The sequence below is a fragment of the Shewanella colwelliana ATCC 39565 genome (assembly GCF_000518705.1).
Lineage (GTDB): Bacteria > Pseudomonadota > Gammaproteobacteria > Enterobacterales > Shewanellaceae > Shewanella > Shewanella colwelliana.
In genome coordinates, this window is the sequence record NZ_JAEC01000004.1 from 223,682 (window position 1) to 243,538 (window position 19,857).

The following is a 19,857-nucleotide window of genomic DNA, read 5'->3' on the forward strand; positions in this document are numbered from 1 at the left end:
TTTCACTCGTGATATCAATATTAGCCTATTCTTAGCTAAGCGTATTAAATAGTTGGAAAAGTAACATCAACAATCTGCTTTTCTTACAGCGAATGACGCTTGCCCAAAACGACTTAATGCAAAAAATTAATCACACGATTAGCCCACCCAATGATAAAACACTCGCGTATTAAAAGAGCGAAATGTCCGATTGATGCTATAACTCAGCAAGAGTGCAGCGCGTCTGAGACAAGGCCCTTAATGACTCCTGCATTAAGGGCATTCACAACGCCCCAGTTGATTGCAACGACTGAGAAGCATAGTCTTCTGCATCGGGTGCACTCGTTGCAAAAAACACACAGAGTCATTCACACTCTGGTACTGATTGGTAATAGTAATGAAAGCTGCAGATATAAAAAAGCCCTAACTTTAGTTAGGGCTTTAACAATCTAGGCTTTTTTAGCCTTGGGTTTAGCTTTTGGTTTTGCCTTGGACTTAGCTTCGCTTACCCATTTACCGCCTATATACTTTGCCGTCCATCCTGTCGCTTTACCATCAACTTCTGTCGATACGTACTGCTCTTTGGTTTTGCGACTAAATCTCACAAAGGCTTTGTTACCGTCATCATCACAAACAGGAGCGTCTGCTAGATAAAGGTATTTAGGCCAAAGTAGCTCACGGTATTTAACCAACTCTTCCACTAACGGTGCACGTGTTTCACGCGATTTAGGGAAAGTGCTAGCGGCCATAAATATCCCTGCCGCACCATCTCGCAAGACGAAATAGCCATCAGATTTGGTGCATTTTAGATCGGGGAGATGAATAGGATCTTCTTTTGGTGGTGCAGCCTCACCACTCTTCAACAATTTACGTGTATTTTTACACTCACTGTTGGTACAGCCGAAATACTTACCAAAACGGCCGTTCTTCAGTTCCATATCATTGCCACAGCGATCACATTCTAAGATTGGGCCTTCATAACCTTTAATCTTAAATTGACCCTGTTCAACCTCATAACCACCACAAATAGGATTATTACCACAAACATGTAGTTTGCGTTTTTCATCAATCAGGTAGCTATCCATCGCTGTGCCACATACATCACAGCGATGCTTAGCACGTAATGCATCAGTTTCTGCATCTTCGTTATTTTCGCTAATGGCTTCCTCACCCGGCGTTAAATTAAGCGTGGTCTTACAACGCTCTTTAGGTGGGAGTGCATAGCCCGAACAACCTAGGAAGACACCTGTGGTACCGGTACGAATCCCCATAGGGCGACCGCACGTTGGGCACTGAATATCGGTAAGCACCATCTCGTTAGGACGCATTCCGCCCTCTTCTGGTGGTAATTCCGCCTTCTCAAGCTGTTCAGTTAAGCCTTTGTAGAAGTTATCCAGTACTTTTTTCCATTCAAGTTGACCCTGAGCAACATTGTCAAGTGTCTGCTCCATGCCCGCAGTAAAGTCATAGCTCATTAGCTCTTCAAAACTACCGACTAAACTTTCACTGACGATCTCACCCATTTTTTCAGCATAAAAGCGACGGTTTTCAACTTTTACGTAGCCACGATCTTGAATAGTTGAGATGATCGTTGCATAGGTCGATGGCCTACCGATCCCACGCTTTTCTAACTCTTTAACAAGTGATGCTTCGCTAAAACGCGCAGGCGGTTTAGTGAAGTGCTGCTTAGGTAGCAACTCATCAAGCGCAAGCTTATCGCCTTTAGCGACGTAAGGGAGAGTATTGTCTTCTTCATTTTTCTTTTTAATTGACGTTTGTACACGCGTCCAACCGTCAAATTTGAGTGTGCGACCAGTCGCCTTAAGCTCATAGTCACCCGCAGACACAGTTAGGCGCGTCGCATCATATTTTGCTGGCGTCATCTGACACGCAACAAACTGGCGCCAAATCAGTTCATAAAGACGTTGAGCATCGCGCTCCATGTCACTCAGGCTAGCAGCAGTCACTTTGACATTAGAAGGGCGAATCGCTTCGTGAGCCTCCTGAGCCCCCTCTTTGCTGCCATAACGGATTGGCGACTCTGGCAGATATTTATCGCCAAATTCTTTGCCAATCATTTCACGTACATTGTCTAATGCTTCTTGACTCAAGTTGGTTGAGTCAGTACGCATATAGGTGATGTGACCCGCTTCATAAAGGCGCTGAGCCATCATCATCGTCTTCTTAACACCGAAGCCTAAACGAGTACTCGCAGCTTGTTGCAGTGTAGAAGTGATATAGGGTGCTGAGGGCTTACTCGATGTGCCTTTGTCTTCACGGGCGCTCACAACGAAGCTTGCCGCAGATAATGCAGCGACCGCCGCCATGGCTTGAGCTTCATTCACAGGATTAAAGGCATCGCCCTTAAATTTGCTCACCTGCATTTTTAGCTTATCGTTAGACAAGGTATTTAAGTCAGCATGAATATCCCAAAACTCCTCAGGAACAAATGCCTTAATTTCACTTTCGCGTTCAACCACTAAGCGTGTTGCAACAGATTGCACTCGACCCGCAGATAAACCACGAGCGACTTTTTTCCATAGCAAGGGGGACACCATAAAACCCACGACTCGGTCGAGAAAACGACGAGCTTGTTGGGCGTTCACCATATTCGTATTTAGGCTAGCTGGATGACTAAAAGCATCTTGAATCGCGGTTTTAGTGATCTCATTAAACACCACACGTTGGTAGCGTTCTGGATCACCACCGATAACCTCTTGCAAATGCCATGCAATCGCCTCCCCCTCTCTATCCAAATCGGTTGCGAGAAAGATATGGTCAGCGTTAGCGGCAAGGGTTTGAAGTTCCTTAACGACTTTTTCTTTACCTGGTAACGTCTGGTACTTTGCTTTCCAGCCTCGTTCAGGATCGACACCCATACGAGCGACTAGCGCTTGTTTGGCTTTTGCCGCTTTGTATATAGCCTTTTCATCAGGAGACATCTTACGTACTTCAGCAGGCGTTTTAGTCGCCGTACTTGTCTCACTGCTCGAAGAGGTCGGTAGGTCACGGATGTGCCCTACACTCGATTTTACGATGTAATCTTTGCCGAGATATTTATTAATAGTCTTGGCTTTGGCCGGTGATTCGACAATAACTAGCGATTTACCCATAGAATGATCTGCGCCAAAAAGTCTCAAAATTCTGTAAATTGGCTCCATATATAGAGGGTTGTATCAATAGTTTCAAGCTAATCCCTCTTTTATTTGTCACGGAGAGCCATTTTTTAACCGTTTTTGAAAAAAATGTGAAAAATAATATTGCGTAATTAAAAACTAATATTTCATTATTACCCATCTAGCAAGTACTAGTTATGCATTTCTAGTCAAATATCACATTAACAGCCATTTTCCCCTAGCTTGTTAAGCGTAAACTCTCAAGTATACTGAGGCACAAATAAGCCATTATTCAGCACAAGTATTGAATTTGTCGAACATGGCACAAAAACAAAAATGACTCTGAAGGATAAGCAATGAAGCATTACGAAGCGAATTTTGATGGACTCGTCGGACCAACCCACAATTATGCGGGACTGTCATACGGTAATGTGGCTTCTTTAAGCAATGCCGCGGCAATATCAAGCCCTAAAGCTGCCGCTAAACAAGGCCTTAAAAAGGCCAAAGCGCTCGCAGATATGGGAATGGTACAAGGTATGCTTGCACCTCAGGAGCGCCCAGACCTCCATACACTGCGTCGAATTGGTTTTTCAGGTACTGACGCCGAAGTTTTAAATAAAGCCGCTAAACAGGCCCCTGCGGTCCTTAGAGCCTGTTGCAGCGCATCGAGCATGTGGACAGCCAATGCGGCAACGGTGTCACCTAGTGCCGATACCCATGATGGAAAAATCCATTTCACACCAGCAAACTTGGTCGACAAACTGCATCGCAGTATCGAACCCACAACGACAGGTAATATTCTCGCAGCAACGTTCAACAACGCGCGCCACTTTAGTCATCATCAACATCTACCAGAACATCCAAGTTTCGGCGATGAAGGTGCGGCTAACCACACTCGTTTATGCAGCGAGTATGGCCATGCAGGCCTAGAGCTTTTTGTTTACGGGCAAGAAGCTACCAACCCGGCTGCGCCAAAACCGCAAAAGTATCCTGCACGTCAAACTTTAGAGGCCTCGCAAGCGATTGCACGCTTACATCAACTTGATGATGATAGCAGTGTGTTCATTCAACAAAATCCCGACGTGATCGATCAAGGTGTATTTCATAATGATGTGATTGCCGTAGGTAATCAGAATGTGCTCTTTTATCATGAGCAAGCCTTTATGGATACCCAAAAGAAACTTGCCGAGATCCAGCGTAAATTTAATGGACAAGAGCTTCACTTTATTGAAGTCCCTACCGCTAAAGTCGGAATTCAAGACGCCGTTAAAAGCTACTTGTTTAATACGCAAATCATTACCCTGCCAAACGGTGAAATGGCGATTATCGCACCGACAAATTGCCAAGAGAACCCAGCGGTATTTGCTTATCTCAATGAGGTAGTAACGCTCGGTACACCAATCAATCACGTACACTACTTCGATGTTAAACAAAGTATGCAAAATGGTGGCGGCCCTGCATGCCTGCGTTTACGTGTAGCAATGAATGAAATGGAAGTGGCGGCGGTTAATCAACATACCTTGATGAATGATGCGCTGTTTAAACGTCTAAATCTTTGGGTTGATAAACATTACCGTGATGAATTAGCCGTTGATGATCTGGCCGATCCGCAGCTCATTATAGAGTCTCGAACAGCACTTGATGAACTGACGCAAATTATGAAACTCGGCAGTGTGTATCAGTTCCAAAAGTAACGAGTTCACTAAAATCAATTACTAGACTCTGTGATAAAATAAATTCCCGTAAATGGCTACCGTTAAAGGTGGCCATTTTTATTGCTACATCAAAAGCCTATTTAAGATAAAACTTAGCAACTCTCCGATCGATTGCTTCTCGCCACAATCATCCAATCTTTACATCAGTTTTATCTATTAGAAAATGCAAGACTCACCTCAGACGTGACTTCGACAAATAGTATAGAGAGTGACAAGAGTTACTGTAATTCAATAATCATAGCCAATAAAAAAGGCGCCATTGGCGCCCCTTCTATGAGTTAAAACATTAAGGTTAGAGAATGTTTATACCAATCGACACTACTTGTGAGAGCAGGCCATTTGGCGTCTCAACTTCGACAATAAATACGCCGGTATTAGGTTCATCTTCACCTTTTAAGGTAACACTGAACTCACGACCACCATTGTAGTTTGAGCTTGGCCACACATACTCAGCGGCACTGACTACAGAACCTGCACTGGCCTTAAACCTGACAATTGAACCCGCTGGCATCTGTTGGTTATGCAGGTCTGAAATTGTAAACCCAACGGTTGCCGCACCTTTACCAACGATATTGATACTGCCACCGTATTTAGGTCCATCTTTATCATCAATGTAAATATCAGCAGGCGCCGTTCCGTATGCCGTACTGCCTGACATTACCATCACAAGGCTGCGACGCACGTAGAGTGACTTAGAGTCGCTTAAACCATCTGCACAACCCGCATGGACTGGATCAGAACAGAGTACGCCATTGTATTTGCCATCTTTAGCTTCAAACACACCATTAGCATTAAAATCAATAAGCTCCTCTAACGAGCCACCAACCTGACCACCTGCTTGTTGAGGGTTAAACAAACCATCCTCATTGTAATCGTTATAAGCATCGGTCAAATCAAATGATTGACCCGTTACATCGGTGCCATTAGTGAATTCGCTCATCTCACTTGCATCGAATCGGCCGTTACCATTTAAGTCAGGAAAAGATTCCTCACCGATCGCGGTAGCCGTAATCGTGGCCCGCCCTCCATATTTTTGACCATAAAAGTTACCGTAAACATCCAGTGTAGGATAGTAGATCAACGCCGCAGTGGGATTGTTAACCAAAGCGCCTGCACCAGAGAGAATGGTATTACCTTCAGGTCTTGGTAATTGACTGGTCCATTTTACAGAACATGCACCTTTTACGGTCTGACATGCATCTTCAATAGAGCCACCTTCGGTGGTAAAAGAGACTGTTGTCCCATCTGGCACCGGGTTATTAAACGCATCGGCCATACGGGCAGTCACAACAACTTCTGTGCCATCAACATCCCAACCTTCAGCATTTAATACTGCAGCAGACAACGAGAAACTGTCCTGATCTGGAATACCTGTTGACACAATTAATTGACTAGACTGGCTTGATATCGCAGGCACAGAGCCATCATCAACCGTAGCAGTCACACGTAGTGACGTTGATACGGTACCCGTTGTCACAACTGTTTGTACAATCCCTGCGTTATCTGTGGTGGCTTGAGCAGGCGATAGACCGACCCCGCCGACTAGCGTATTAAGCGAGAACAACACATTCTGGTTAGCAACAGGGTTACTATTCTTATCTAACACTTTGAATTTAACAACTGAAGACTCGACACCACCAGTACCAAGAATACTGATATTCTCTGGTGTTGCTGACTCAAAAACGATACTGCCGACATCGGCTTGAAGCACGTTGATAGTACCCGTTGCAGAAAGACTAATACCGCCTGCATTTGCCGTGACGTTAATTTGATCTTCCCCTACACACCCTTGTGCACGATAGGTCGAGGTGGCCACACCATTACTTGATGATACTGGCGAGCTAATTTCCGCTTGTGCTGGATTTTTCGTTGCACAGGTAGATGAGAAGTTAACATCAACAGGTTGTGTAAATGGATTTCCCTTGTCATCTTGAATCTGCACCGAAATAGTGGCTGTGCCACCCGCAGATAAATTATCAGTACTAATCGACGCCACACCTTTAACGAATGGTGAACCGCTTCCCATCACAACATTCGTTGCGCCAACCACGACAATGGTCTTACCTACTTCGTTGGTCGATAAGGTCGCCGTCACTTCACCTGCACCTAAAGAGCTACCTGCGTAGATATCAACGGTTGCTTTGCCAGTGGCATCTGTCACTGCCGTTTTAATGGGAAGATCACCGATAGGGCTCTCGAAAGTGACAATCGTGGGTTTAGCAATCCCAGTCACGGTCGCGGTTAACTTACCAGGTGAAAGCGTGCTAATTGATTGCGTAGGATTACCATCAACATCAGTGAGTACGAGAGAGACTTGTGCGCCGCCGCCAGCTTCGCCACCATCACCGACCATAGTTACGTTAACCGATGCACTCTCTCCAGAAGAGGTAGTCGCGGTTACAGTCGCGCCGGTGTTAATCGCTGCAGTATTAAGCTGAATCGTTGCTACACCATCGACGGTTGCGACCTCACCAGTGCCCGGAGCGAAGGTACCGTAGGTCGAATTATTTAGCTTAAATGAAACGAGTGTACTGACAGCTGCACCAACAGAATCTTTAACTGTCGCTATAATCGTCGCAGGTTCCGCCACGGAGATTTGAGTGTTATTGATCTGCAAGCTTACTGAAATGCCTCCAGCCCCACCATCGACTCCGTCACCAGCCATTGCCACATTGACAGAAGCACTTTCACCAGTGCTTGTAGTCGCTGTGACTGTTGCTCCAGTCTGAATTGTGCCGGTATTAAGCTGAATCGTTGCAACACCATCGACAGTAGCTACCTCACCAGTACCCGGTACAAAGGTACCATAGGTATCATTATTTAACTTAAATGAAACCAGTGTACTAATATTGGCCCCAGTCGAATCCTTTACAGTGGCCGTAATCGTTGCTGGCTCAGCAGCTGAAATTTGAGTATTTGAAATAGACAACGCAATTGAAATAGTGGGTTCTGGTGGTGTTGTTCCTCCGCCACTGCCATCGTCGGTGACATTGCCTCCTCCGCTACACGCTACGATAAAAAGCAAGAATAAATATGAGGTGAAAACTTTATACGCTGACTTCATTGTCAGACTCCCTGTTACTCAGATTATAATTTTAAGCGTCTGCTTATTACTTATAGATGAACATTACACAATTTTCCTATAACTTTTCCATCACTAATCGCGTTTATTTGATTAAAACCCCCAAAAACTTTAACTATTTAGCCGTTTCATCGCCTTTCGTTTCTTGCTAGGCTTTAAACGCAAATTGAAAAGCATAAAAATAATACAGGAAGCACTATGGCTCGCACTCAAAATAAAAAGCTCGGATTGACGGGTAAAATACTTATCGGCATGGGCGGGGGTATTTTATTTGGACTCCTTATTCGGAGTCTATTTCCAGATAGTCAGTTCATCGAAGAGTACATTACTAATGGCTTACTTAATGTCGTTGGTACCATTTTCATCTCAAGTTTACAGATGCTCGTTGTCCCACTGGTTTTCATCTCACTGGTTTGCGGTACCTGTTCACTGAGCGACCCATCCACTTTGGGCAGACTCGGTGGAAAAACCATTGCCTTTTATCTGTTTACTACAGCAATTGCATTAAGTATGGCGATCTTGATAGCCCTGCTTATCCACCCGGGTAATGCCTCACTTGCTGCAGAGAATATGCAATACGCCGTAAAGGAAGCGCCCAGCCTGTCCAATGTGTTAATTAATCTTGTCCCTCGCAACCCGATTCAGGCAATGACTGAAGGCAATATGCTACAAATAATCATCTTTGCGGTGATATTTGGCTTCGCGGTGTCACATATTGGCGAGCGCGGTAAGCGTGTCGCTGCACTCTTTACCGATTTAAATGAAGTGATCATGCGCGTTGTGACCTTAATAATGCAACTCGCCCCCTATGGTATTTTTGCCCTAATGGGTAAACTGGCATTAACCCTTGACTTGGAAACGTTCGAAAGTGTATTGAAATACTTCTTTGTTGTCTTAGGTGTATTACTTATACATGCATTTATCGTCTACCCCACACTGTTAAAAGTGTTCTCAGGACTGAGCCCATTTACCTTTATACGCAAAATGCGCGATGTGCAGCTCTTTGCATTTAGCACCGCCAGTTCTAATGCCACGTTACCTGTCACGATTGAAACTGCCGAACACCGTCTGGGCGTCGACAACAAAGTCGCCTCCTTCACCCTACCCCTCGGTGCTACGATCAATATGGATGGCACTGCGATTATGCAAGGTGTCGCGACGGTATTTATCGCACAAGTATTTGGTATTGATCTGACTATCACTGACTACGCAATGGTCGTCGTAACGGCAACATTGGCCTCAATCGGTACCGCAGGGGTACCTGGAGTCGGACTTATCATGTTAGCCATGGTGTTAAACCAAGTAGGACTGCCTGTAGAAGGTATCGCGTTGATTATGGGAGTTGACAGACTACTTGATATGGTGCGCACGGCTGTGAACGTTACAGGCGATTCTGTAGCGACTGTCGTCATTGCTAAGTCTGAGGGGGCGTTTGATGAAGTGACCTTTAATGACTCTCAAGCTGGTAAAACTGCCGGTAGCTTTGTAGAACAAGTCAATGCTGACATAAAAGACTAAATCGATGACATTAAAAAGGCGTCCAAATGGACGCCTTTTTGGTGACTGAAAATAACAAAAGACTAACGTTCCCAGTAGGACTCTTCCAAACTATCTTCACGCTCAGGTAAGCCGCGAGAAAGTCTTGGACTATGCTGCGCCAATACCTCATAGGCTACACGATTCGCGTATTTACAGATTTGGGAGAATGAGGAATAACACAAGCCATCACGTTTATGCTTACTTGACCCAGGTACATTTGCTCTATGATAAGTATTCGACGCTAAGTCATGCAGTAACGCGGCTAGAGCACCATCACCGGCACCATTAGTGTTACGAATGATCTCAGGTCCCCCCATATAAGGCGAAATATGCGCGAACACCTTAATCGGTGTTTCGCAATCACGCTTTAATTTAGGGCGAGAAAACTCATAGCGGTTAAACTCTGGAATCGCACCAGGCAGCAAGGTATGACTGGTTTCCCGCTTTTCAGTATCCTCAGTATAACCGGCAGTATAAAGCCCTAACGGCCCAGCAGTTGACAGTACCATATCGCACCACTCTAACGCGGCATTGCTTGCGCTCAGTGGATCTTTAAAGCCCGTTAATGCTTCACCTTCATCCTCATTCATCGCCAAAATGGTGACATTGTCTCTAATAAAATCAATCCACCACTGTGGATCTTCCTCAATCAAAAAGCGTGTGCCAAGCGTTAATACCACAGGGACATCGGCTTCTTTAGCATATTCAATCGCTTTTAACGCCGCATCGGTAATTTGATCGCCGTCGCTTGCGCGCATTAGATAGGCCGTTAACACTAAGGCTGAAGAGTCTTGCACTATCTGCTTATCGATAAATTCAGGCGTCAACTTATCCATAAAACCTTTGCTTATCGCAAAGGTACGCTCACCGCACTCGGAGATCAACGTAAAGCAACGGCCAATTGGACCATCGACAGGCTGCAGGTAGTTAAGGTCCACCTTAGAGGAGGTATTACACAAATAACGGTAGGCGTAACTGCCCACTTCGATATTATTACTCATCACCCCAAACAATACCGAACGATCATCAGCCAAAATAGAGTAGTTGTGAACCGTGTTACCTATGGTGCCACCCGCAAACTCATCACTGATCATATTTGACTGCTTCAACTCTGTGTATAGCTGATGGGCTTTGTCATTGTCGATAAGAGTAGAGTTACCTTTTGGCAATTCGTAACGGCTTAACAACTCATCAGCCACTTTCGCTTCGATATCAACTAAGGTTTGATCTATACCACTAATGTGAGTAGACACATGCTGTGGTTGCTGTGTTAGCTGTGCCAATAATGGATCACGATTTTTAACTGGGAAATAGTGTTTTGACTTACGTTGACCAGGAAACTTCATACCGAACTCACTCTTGTCGCATCCATGCAAAATCAAATGAAAATAATGTGCAAGTTAGACCCCCGTAACCCACACATCATTGAGCTGCGCGCAACAAAGCGACGTCAGCAGCCTCACCATCAATAAACGGCGGCAGATCCTACCATATAAAATAGCAGCAGGCAGTGATTTATGCCTGTATGTGGATGATTAACTCGCCAACCAATGCCCAGCCTGTTCAATGACTAGCGATTTCAGCAGCGCGATATGGGCGGGTTCATCATTCAGGCAGTCAATAAAGCGATAGCTGTGACCACCAGCGTCAATAAAGCTCTCTTTTCCAGCAATAGAGATCTCTTCTAATGTTTCCAAACAATCAGCCGCAAAGGCTGGACACATAATATCGACGGACTTAATACCTTGTTTGGGCAAAGATTCTAACAAACTGTCTGTCGCAGGAGTCAACCACTCCTCTTTGCCAAATTTTGATTGAAAGCAAAGGCGCCACTGAGAGGCTTCAAGTCCTAATGCTTGTGCTAACAGTATTGCCGTCGTTTCGCATTGCTGTTGATAAGGGTCGCCTTCTGTCACATACCTAACCGGCACACCATGAAAAGACATCAGCAAGCATTGAGATTGGCCATGTTGCTGCCAATGGGCGCGAACCGACTGCGCTAAAGCCTCGATATAAAGTGGATGTTGATAATACTCTTTACTAAACCGAGTCTCTGGATAGTTGCGCCTGCTTTTATAACACGCTGCAACCGCATCAAATACTGGTGCTACCGTGGAGCAGGAATATTGAGGATAAAGCGGCAGTACAATCACTTTATCAACCCCTTGAGTGGTTAATGCATCAATGCCATTGGCTAATGATGGATTGCCATAACTCATGCCCAGCGCAACCGGAACCGTTCTACCTAGCTGCGCTTGCAATGCACCCGACAGAGCCAGTTTCTGACGCTCACTGACAACCATCAAAGGCGATCCCTGTTGCCACCAGATCGACTGATAGAGCTCAGCCACAGCTTTAGGCCGAGTATTGAGGATAATGCCATTTAAGATGGGTTTCCAAATCAAAGGGTTAAGGTCGACGACTCGGGGATCACTAAGAAACTGCTTTAAAAAGCGTTTCACATCTTTAGGCGTCGGACTATCCGGCGTACCTAGGTTAACTAATAACACACCCACTTTAGGTGAAACGGCAGCAGTATTGGCAGTCAAGATCACTCTCTACTCATTGGCAAATCATCAATAATGACAGTAGGCTAGCACCGCAATAGGCATAAAAAAAGCCCACCTAAGTGGGCTTTTTAAAATATGAGAAGCAGCTCATAAGATATTGCAAATTAACCGATAGCGTTAACAATCGCTTCGCTAACCGCTGCAACACTTTGGGTACCATCAAACTTGTTGTAGGTCATTGCACCTTGCGCAGCAACCTTACCGTAATACTCAACAAGCGGCTTAGTCTGCTCATGGTAGATGCCTAAGCGCTTACGCACAGTGCTCTCTTCATCATCTGGGCGAATCGCTAAATCTTCACCGGTAACATCGTCTTTGCCTTCCACTTTAGATGGATTAAATACAATGTGGTAAACACGGCCAGATCCAGGGTGAACACGACGGCCACTCATACGCTTAACGATCTCTTCATCTGGCACATCGATTTCAATCACGTGATCGATAGCAATACCACTCGCCGCCATTGCATCGGCTTGCGGAATCGTACGTGGGAAACCGTCAAGTAGGAATCCGTTAGCGCAATCTTCTTGAGCAACACGCTCTTTTACTAGTCCAATAATCAGCTCATCAGAAACTAATTGTCCTGCATCCATCACTTTCTTCGCTTCTAAGCCAAGTGGCGTTCCCGCTTTCACTGCTGCACGTAGCATGTCGCCAGTAGAGATCTGTGGCACACCATATTTTTCCATGATGAACTGGGCCTGAGTACCTTTTCCGGCACCTGGGGCACCTAATAGCATAATGCGCATCTGAGAGTCCTCTTATTTCGCATAGTTTTGATTATTAGTTTTTATCATTTGGGCGGCGATCTTCGCACAATTAGCCGCCCTTTTGAAGAGCTGAAAGCCGTGTTTTAGTTCGACTTTAGGCTGATACAGCACAATTCGCTCAATAAATACTATTTAACCGAGCAATTACCCAAATGACTGGGTAAATCACGCGTCAGTTAATAAAGTAAGCTGTATAACTTACGACGATATTGGTTAGCAAGCGGGTTTGCTTGGCCTAATGCGGTTAGAATTTCCATAAACAGCTGCTTTACATCACCGCTCTGCGCACTAATGTCTCGCTGCAAAATAGCAAACAGTCGTGTTAATGCCTCTTCATCACGCTTGGCACTGTGGAGGGCTTTGGCCAAGGAGAGCACTAAGGGTAAGTCATCCGGCTGCGCTTCAACTGCATCAATCAGACTGCGGATCTCTGGTGTATCAGCGGCATCTAACGCCAAAGATAGTTTGGCTTTTAAACTTTGATAATAACTGTCTTGATCAGCAAGCCCAATATTATCAAGCAGTACCTGTGCCTGATTAATATCATCAGCACTAAGCAAGGCATCAGCATAAACCAGCGCAACTTCTGCTTGCTGACATTCACTATAGGCTTGTTGCAATAGGCCAAGCGCTTGAGTTACGTCGCCATCTACTAGCAGAGTCTTAGCTTGATTTAGCTGTATTTGCCAAGCCTTAGGCAGATGTTGATCTAACATGGCTTGAATTTGCACAGGTTCTTGAACCCCGGCAAAACCATCAACTGGTTTGCCCTCTTTCAGCACTAAGGTGGTCGGCAAGTTCTGGATCTGAAAGTAGTTAGCGATCTCCATCTCTTGGTCGCAATTTACCTTGGCGAGCACAAAACGACCGCCTTGGGAAATGGCGAGATTCTGCAGTGTATCCGCTAACGCTATACTTTCTGGACTTTGTTGACTCCAGAAGGTTAGTACAACAACTTGCTGCATCGAGGCATCGACAACTTGTTGTATGTTCTCTTTGGTTAAATCCAATATGCCTTCCATAGTTCCCCTTTACATGGGTTAACCCAAATAATGAAAGAGGCAGTCAAAACTGCCTCTTTTTTAATGGCTAAATATTACTTAGCGCCTGCGAGTAACATCTTATTCATCAGCTTAATAAATGCTGATGGATCTGCAAGGCTGCCCTTTTCTGACAGTTGGGCCTGTTGAAGTAACAAATCGGCCCACTGACTAAACAGCTCTTCATCTTGCTCTCCATCTAAGCGTGCAACTAATGGATGCTCAGGATTGAGTTCAAATACAGGCTTGCTCTCAGGAACCGCTTGTCCTGCCGCTTGCATTAACTTAATCATCTGCGATGACATCTCCCCTTCTCCTGCAACCACACAGGCCGGAGTATCGGTTAGACGAGTCGTTACCTTAACCGCAGACACTTTATCACCCAGCGCATCTTTAACGCGGGTCACGAGTCCTTCTGATTCAGTCTCTAGCTTCTCTTGTGCCTCTTTCTCACCCGCATCCTCAAGATCACCCAGTTCTAAGTCACCACGGGTCACAGAGTGAAGTTGCTTACCATCAAACTCGGTTAGGTGATTAATCAGCCACTCATCGATACGCTCTGACATCAACAACACTTCGATATCTTTCTTACGTAACAACTCAAGATGTGGGCTGTTGGCAGCAGCTTCATGGCTGTCAGCTACAATATAGTAAATCTTGTTCTGTCCCTCTTTCATGCGACTGATGTAGTCAGCTAAAGAGACGGTGTGTGCAGCTTCATTAGTATGAGTCGATGCAAAGCGCAGCAAACCAGCAATTTTTTCTTTGTTGGCAAAATCTTCGGCTGGACCTTCTTTTAATACCTGACCAAACTCAGTCCAGAAGGTTTGATACTTTTCAGCATCATTCTTAGCTAACTTCTCCAGCATACCCAGTACACGCTTAGTGACGGCGGTCCGCAGTGCGGTAGTGACCTTGTTGTCTTGTAGGATTTCGCGAGAAACGTTCAAAGGTAGATCATTTGAATCAATCAATCCCTGCACAAAACGCAAGTAACTTGGCATAAACTGCTCTGCATCATCCATCACAAACACACGTTGCACAAACAGTTTTAGACCGTGTTTACGATCGCGATTCCAAAGATCCCAAGGCGCTTTCGCTGGGATGTAAAGTAAGCTCGTGTACTCTTGCTTACCTTCAACACGGTTATGGCTCCACAATAGTGGGTCAACAAAGTCATGAGAGATATGCTTATAAAACTCTTGATACTCCTCGTCACTCACATCACTCTTGCTGCGAGTCCATAGCGCAGTCGCTTTGTTCATCCCCTTCCACTCGCCTTCCGTTGCCGGAATCGCTTCAGCTCCCTCTTCAGTGGCCTCTTGCGCAGGCGTGCCTTCTTGCCACATCTCTACCGGGACTGAAATATGATCTGAGTATTTGGTAATGATTGAGCGTAGACGGTAATCGTCGGCAAACTCTTTCTCTTCTTCACGAAGGTGCAAAGTGATCTCTGTACCGCGGGTTTCTTTGGTAATAGTTTCAACGGTGAAGTCACCTTCACCCGCAGACTCCCACTGAACCGCTTCATCATGTGCGTGGCCAGCGGCACGAGTGCGAACAGTCACTTTATCGGCCACAATGAATGCCGAATAGAACCCCACACCAAATTGGCCAATTAGTTGCGAGTCTTTTGACTCATCGCCAGATAGGTTTTTAAAGAAATCTGCGGTACCTGACTTAGCAATAGTACCCAAATGCTCAATAACACTGTCGCGTGTCATGCCGATACCATTGTCTTCAATCGTGACAGTGCCTTTCTCTTTATCAGCACTAATGCGCACACGCAATTCGCCATCACCTTCATACAAGGCATCGTTGGTCAAGGCTTCATATCTTAACTTGTCTGCAGCATCTGCTGCATTGGAGACCAATTCACGTAAGAAAATCTCTTTGTTTGAATACAAAGAGTGGATCATCAAATTCAGTAGTTGTTTGACTTCGGTTTGAAAGCCATGAGTTTCTTGTTGTGACATCGATTATTCCTTCCTGTATTTACAAAAACGCTCTATGGCTAAAGAGATGGGGGTCGAATTTGGCTTTTCAAGGCAAAATTCATTTATCAATTTCATTTGCTCAAAAAAAATCCAGTACTTTCGTACTGGATTCCTATTTCGATTAACGCCAATGCCGATTATATCGGCAATCGTCCGTTAAATGAGAGTGCCAATGTAGTGCTATCGACATACTCAAGTTCACCGCCAACGGGGACACCATGGGCAATTCGACTGACCTTAATATTATGTTTCTTAGCCATGTCAGCGATATAATGCGCTGTAGCGTCACCCTCTACCGTTGGGTTGGTCGCCAAAATAAGCTCACTCACCTCGCCGCCAGCTAAGTGCTGGGCTAACAAACTTAAACCAAGTTCATCTGGTCCCACGCCATCGAGTGGCGAAAGATGACCGAGTAACACAAAATAACGCCCACTAAAATGGCCACCCGCTTCAATAGCTAATACATCTGCAGGCGTTTCCACCACACAGATAAGATCAGAGTGACCACGACGACTACTGGCACAGATTGGACAGTGTGTCTCTTCAGTAAAGGTGCGACAAGCAGTGCAATGGCCGACATCGCTCATTGCACTGGCTAACGCACTGGCGAGTTTTTGGCCCGCTTTCCGCTCGCGCTCTAACAACTGAAACGCCATGCGCTGCGCTGATTTAGGACCAACGCCTGGTAAACAGCGTAAAGACTGGATCAAATCATCAACCAGCGGACTAAATTTCATAATCGGTCCAGATTAAAACGGCATCTTCATGCCTGGTGGTAATTGCATGCCACCAGTCACTTCAGCCATTTTCTCTTTTTGATTTTCTTCAACTCGACGTGCGGCATCGTTACACGCTGCAGCAATAAGATCTTCAAGCATCTCTTTGTCATCTTCAAGCAGGCTAGGATCGATATCTACCTTACGAACACTATGAGAGCCTGTTATGGTCACTTTTACAAGACCAGCACCAGCTTCGCCAGTGACTTCCATACGTGCGATCTCTTCTTGCACTTTGGCCATTTTATCTTGCATCATTTGGGCCTGTTTCATCAGGTTACCCATACCGCCTTTTCCAAACATATCGATTTCTCTTCAATATTAAAAAACTGGCTAATCTTACTCAATTAGCGCCAATAAGCAATCAAAGCTGATCACCAAACTGTAAACTTATGAACAGTTATGACTCAACGCTTTCGATAAAGTTCGATTTATCGACAAGTGCAATACCGTTACCACGTTGCCCAAGTAGTTCTGGCGCATAACTTAGACTATCATTTTCCATTTCGGCATTCATCATCGCCTGCAACCACTGAATGTTATCATCGCTGAGTAATCCATGATGCGCTTCGGCCAACAATTCTTGATGAAAACGTTGACGGATCTCCAGTGGTGTCTCACGTCCAGACTCAACGCCCACCACAAACGCCACGCGGCAAGTGTCGCCTAGCGCTTGACTTAACGCGGCTTCAAGTTGCTCGATGGCCCCGGGGGCTTCAAGATGCTTCTGATTCGGTTTAAGTACCAAGGGCAATGGATCACAAAACTGCTGACATACAGAGTTAACAGCCAGCTGCCTGACACGACCACCAATATCTAGCGCTGACATTAAACGATACCATTGCAAGTCGATACTGTGACCAGTCACTTTCCCCTCACCTAGGGGTGGCAACACCGTATTTGGGTCAGGAAAATCAGCAGCCGCTGGCTGCACAACAACATCACGGTGCTGTTCAGGTTCAGCACTGCTGACAAGGCTATTAGTTTGGCCACTCGTAGCTGATTGACGCGTAGCAGGCTCATCACTGTTTACTCTAAGGTCCGCGGTCTCACCTTTTGCTAGCTGTGAAGTAGTAGTGCTCACATTAGATTCTGGCGCCGCGACCCAAGGCGGCCTATCTTCATCATTGGAGGCTGCTAGCTCATGAGCAATCTCAGATGACTGGTGTTGATTAGTCTCACTGGACTGTGCAAACTCTGTGATCGGTGCTTTTTGTTCATCGCTACGTTGCACCCCATGTTCATGCTTGGTGCTGCATGACGCTTGATCACTGTCACTGTCACTGTCACTGTCACTGCGAGACGGTGGCACATATGTTTGGCGTTTCGGCTCAAACTTTTTTGTGTCACTCTCCTTAGATGATTGCTCAACCAGATCTGATAGCAAAGACTCTCTGGCCGCTAGTACAGCATCCAGCAGGTCATCATCAAGCGGATCTGTGACCTCGACACTCGGTTCAATACTATCAGCAGGCTTCCTAGGAGACAGATTGGCAACTTGGGTGCCGGATTGACTGGCAATATAGGCATCATAATCACTAGGATCCTGATAATGCTCGCTGTCAGAGTCATCAACAAAATGATTCATTTCATCAAAATGCGGCGTATTATCTGCCACATTTTGCCCAAAAGGCGTTGTCGCATCGGTTTGAACCGCGGTTTCTGACACCACGGGCTCAACGGCAGCGCTGCTGGCGGAGTTTATGGGTGAAACCACCGATTCTGGCACCGCACTAGATTCATGCGATTGTGGTTGCGCTGGTGTAGGCTGCACATTGGATGTTGGCGCATTAGCCTCTGCACTGGCACCTTGATTATGACCTGAATCTTGATTTTGGCTCTGGGCTTGGCTTAAGATTAGTGCCTGCTCAGCCTCTAACGCCGCCACATCAGCATCATCTTCACTGTTGTCAATGGCTGCTGACTTATCGTCAATCAAATCAGTCATCTCAGACGAACTCTTAGCCGTGATATTTACGCTAACATCTGTGACAGTTTCAGGACGATGATTCAATGGCGCGGGTTCATTGGCAAGGTTGACCGCTGGCAACTCAAGTCCATTCTTACTAGGCTCTGCTTCCCAACGTTTTACTGGGGCTTCTGGCACAAATGCCACCGCTCTTAACAGCGCCATCTCAAGCCCCGACTTTGGATCTGGGGCATGAGGTAGATCCTTGCGACCGCTCAACAAGAGTTGATAATAAAGCTGAACTTGCTCAGGATTTAACTGTTCTGCAAACGCTTTAATCTGCTCAGCATATTTCGACAGTTGCGCCGCAGCTGGCGCAAATTGTGTCAAAGTTATCTGATGTAATAACTCTAATATACTTCGCAGCACTTCCTCTGGATCGGCACCAAATGAAAGTACCTCTTCAGTTACCTGCAGCAGATGAGCCACATCACCTTGAGCTAAAGCATTGAGCAATACGATGACATAATGTTCATCTATGGTCCCGAGCATGGTTTGCACTTGCGTTAAGCTAATGCTGCCTGCCCCAAACGCAATCGCTTGATCGGTTAAACTCAAGGCATCGCGCATACTGCCGTTGGCCGCTTTAGCCAAAAGTTTAAGCGCACCTTCATCATAGCTAACCGACTCTCGGGACAATATATTGGCTAACTGCGCTTGTATCTCATCTAAGGTTAAGCTTTTGAGATTAAATTGCAGACAACGTGACAGCACAGTGACAGGCAAGCGCTGGGGATCGGTTGTCGCTAAGAGAAATTTAACATGCTCAGGTGGTTCTTCTAAGGTTTTGAGCAGCGCATTAAAACTGCTACGCGACAACATATGCACTTCGTCGATCAAATAGACCTTGAAACGTCCTCTGGAAGGCCGGTACTGCACGTTATCCAACAATTCACGGGTATCATCAACTTTCGTACGCGATGCCGCATCGACTTCTATCAGGTCAACGAATCGCCCCTGCGCAATCTCAACACAGCTGCTGCATTGCCCACATGGAGAGGAAGTAATACCCTGTTCACAGTTAAGACCTTTTGCAAATAATCGTGCCAAACTGGTTTTACCCACGCCTCGGGTACCCGAAAAAAGATAAGCATGATGTAAACGATTCTGCGTCAGTGCATTGGTCAGTGCATGGAGAACATGAGACTGTCCGACCACTTGCTCAAACTTGGCAGGGCGCCATTTTCTGGCCAACACCTGGTATGACATGGAACTCCCCATTTGTGTCATCAAAACAATAGCGGAAATAGACGCCGATAATCCGCAAACAATAACATGCCACGGGATAACTCGCTAGCAAGCAG

At 45.7% G+C, this 19,857-nt stretch carries 12 protein-coding genes; 2 read left to right on the forward strand and 10 right to left on the reverse strand.

What is annotated here, in order from left to right:
• Nucleotides 1–428 precede the first annotated feature (428 nt).
• Nucleotides 429–3,092, reverse strand: coding sequence for a type I DNA topoisomerase (gene topA / locus L876_RS0101010; protein ID WP_028762074.1), 2,664 nt, complete (start codon nt 3,090–3,092; stop codon nt 429–431).
• A 359-nt stretch (nt 3,093–3,451) separates the two neighbouring features.
• Between topA and astB the strand changes: the two genes are divergently transcribed.
• Entirely contained in the window at nt 3,452–4,789 is a 1,338-nt protein-coding gene (gene astB, locus L876_RS0101015) for an N-succinylarginine dihydrolase (protein WP_028762075.1), read from the forward strand.
• 313 nt (nt 4,790–5,102) lie between these two features.
• Here the strand turns inward: astB and L876_RS0101020 are convergent, their stop codons facing one another.
• Complete coding sequence (locus L876_RS0101020) at nt 5,103–7,475, reverse strand: hypothetical protein (protein WP_428829713.1); 2,373 nt, start codon at nt 7,473–7,475, stop codon at nt 5,103–5,105.
• A gap of 615 nt (nt 7,476–8,090) precedes the next feature.
• On the opposite strand from L876_RS0101020, the gene L876_RS0101025 reads away from it, so the two are divergent.
• Nucleotides 8,091–9,410 carry a dicarboxylate/amino acid:cation symporter gene (locus tag L876_RS0101025; RefSeq protein WP_028762077.1) on the forward strand — a complete coding sequence of 440 codons (1,320 nt, stop codon included), beginning with the start codon at nt 8,091–8,093 and terminating at the stop codon, nt 9,408–9,410.
• A gap of 62 nt (nt 9,411–9,472) precedes the next feature.
• On the opposite strand, the gene L876_RS0101030 is transcribed toward L876_RS0101025, so the two are convergent.
• The 8 genes from L876_RS0101030 to dnaX form a co-directional block, all read right to left on the reverse strand.
• Complete coding sequence (locus L876_RS0101030; RefSeq protein ID WP_028762078.1) at nt 9,473–10,777, reverse strand: inosine/guanosine kinase; 1,305 nt, start codon at nt 10,775–10,777, stop codon at nt 9,473–9,475.
• Nucleotides 10,778–10,966: 189 nt separating this feature from the next.
• Entirely contained in the window at nt 10,967–11,986 is a 1,020-nt protein-coding gene (gene hemH, locus L876_RS0101035) for a ferrochelatase (protein ID WP_028762079.1), read from the reverse strand.
• Nucleotides 11,987–12,105: 119 nt separating this feature from the next.
• Entirely contained in the window at nt 12,106–12,750 is a 645-nt protein-coding gene (gene adk, locus L876_RS0101040; protein WP_028762080.1) for an adenylate kinase, read from the reverse strand.
• A gap of 197 nt (nt 12,751–12,947) precedes the next feature.
• The gene (locus L876_RS0101050; protein ID WP_028762081.1) at nt 12,948–13,793 is read right to left on the reverse strand and encodes a co-chaperone YbbN; all 846 of its coding nucleotides are present in this window, start codon (nt 13,791–13,793) and stop codon (nt 12,948–12,950) included.
• Nucleotides 13,794–13,867: 74 nt separating this feature from the next.
• Nucleotides 13,868–15,787, reverse strand: a complete 1,920-nt coding sequence (gene htpG / locus L876_RS0101055; protein ID WP_028762082.1) for a molecular chaperone HtpG — start codon at nt 15,785–15,787, stop codon at nt 13,868–13,870.
• Nucleotides 15,788–15,945: 158 nt separating this feature from the next.
• Nucleotides 15,946–16,545: a recombination mediator RecR gene (gene recR / locus L876_RS0101060; RefSeq protein ID WP_028762083.1), complete on the reverse strand. Its 600-nt coding sequence runs from the start codon at nt 16,543–16,545 to the stop codon at nt 15,946–15,948.
• A gap of 12 nt (nt 16,546–16,557) precedes the next feature.
• Nucleotides 16,558–16,887 (reverse strand): YbaB/EbfC family nucleoid-associated protein, encoded by a 330-nt coding sequence (locus L876_RS0101065; protein WP_028762084.1) that lies wholly within the window; start codon nt 16,885–16,887, stop codon nt 16,558–16,560.
• A gap of 97 nt (nt 16,888–16,984) precedes the next feature.
• Entirely contained in the window at nt 16,985–19,762 is a 2,778-nt protein-coding gene (gene dnaX, locus L876_RS0101070) for a DNA polymerase III subunit gamma/tau (RefSeq protein ID WP_028762085.1), read from the reverse strand.
• Between the last annotated feature and the right edge of the window lie 95 nt (nt 19,763–19,857).

Coding starts and splice junctions, on each gene's coding strand:
- topA (WP_028762074.1), bottom strand. CDS start 3,092: ATGGGTAAATCGCTAGTTATTGTCGAATCACCGGCCAAAGCCAAGACT.
- astB (WP_028762075.1), top strand. CDS start 3,452: ATGAAGCATTACGAAGCGAATTTTGATGGACTCGTCGGACCAACCCAC.
- L876_RS0101020 (WP_428829713.1), bottom strand. CDS start 7,475: ATGGCTGGTGACGGAGTCGATGGTGGGGCTGGAGGCATTTCAGTAAGC.
- L876_RS0101025 (WP_028762077.1), top strand. CDS start 8,091: ATGGCTCGCACTCAAAATAAAAAGCTCGGATTGACGGGTAAAATACTT.
- L876_RS0101030 (WP_028762078.1), bottom strand. CDS start 10,777: ATGAAGTTTCCTGGTCAACGTAAGTCAAAACACTATTTCCCAGTTAAA.
- adk (WP_028762080.1), bottom strand. CDS start 12,750: ATGCGCATTATGCTATTAGGTGCCCCAGGTGCCGGAAAAGGTACTCAG.
- L876_RS0101050 (WP_028762081.1), bottom strand. CDS start 13,793: ATGGAAGGCATATTGGATTTAACCAAAGAGAACATACAACAAGTTGTC.
- htpG (WP_028762082.1), bottom strand. CDS start 15,787: ATGTCACAACAAGAAACTCATGGCTTTCAAACCGAAGTCAAACAACTA.
- recR (WP_028762083.1), bottom strand. CDS start 16,545: ATGAAATTTAGTCCGCTGGTTGATGATTTGATCCAGTCTTTACGCTGT.
- L876_RS0101065 (WP_028762084.1), bottom strand. CDS start 16,887: ATGTTTGGAAAAGGCGGTATGGGTAACCTGATGAAACAGGCCCAAATG.
- dnaX (WP_028762085.1), bottom strand. CDS start 19,762: ATGTCATACCAGGTGTTGGCCAGAAAATGGCGCCCTGCCAAGTTTGAG.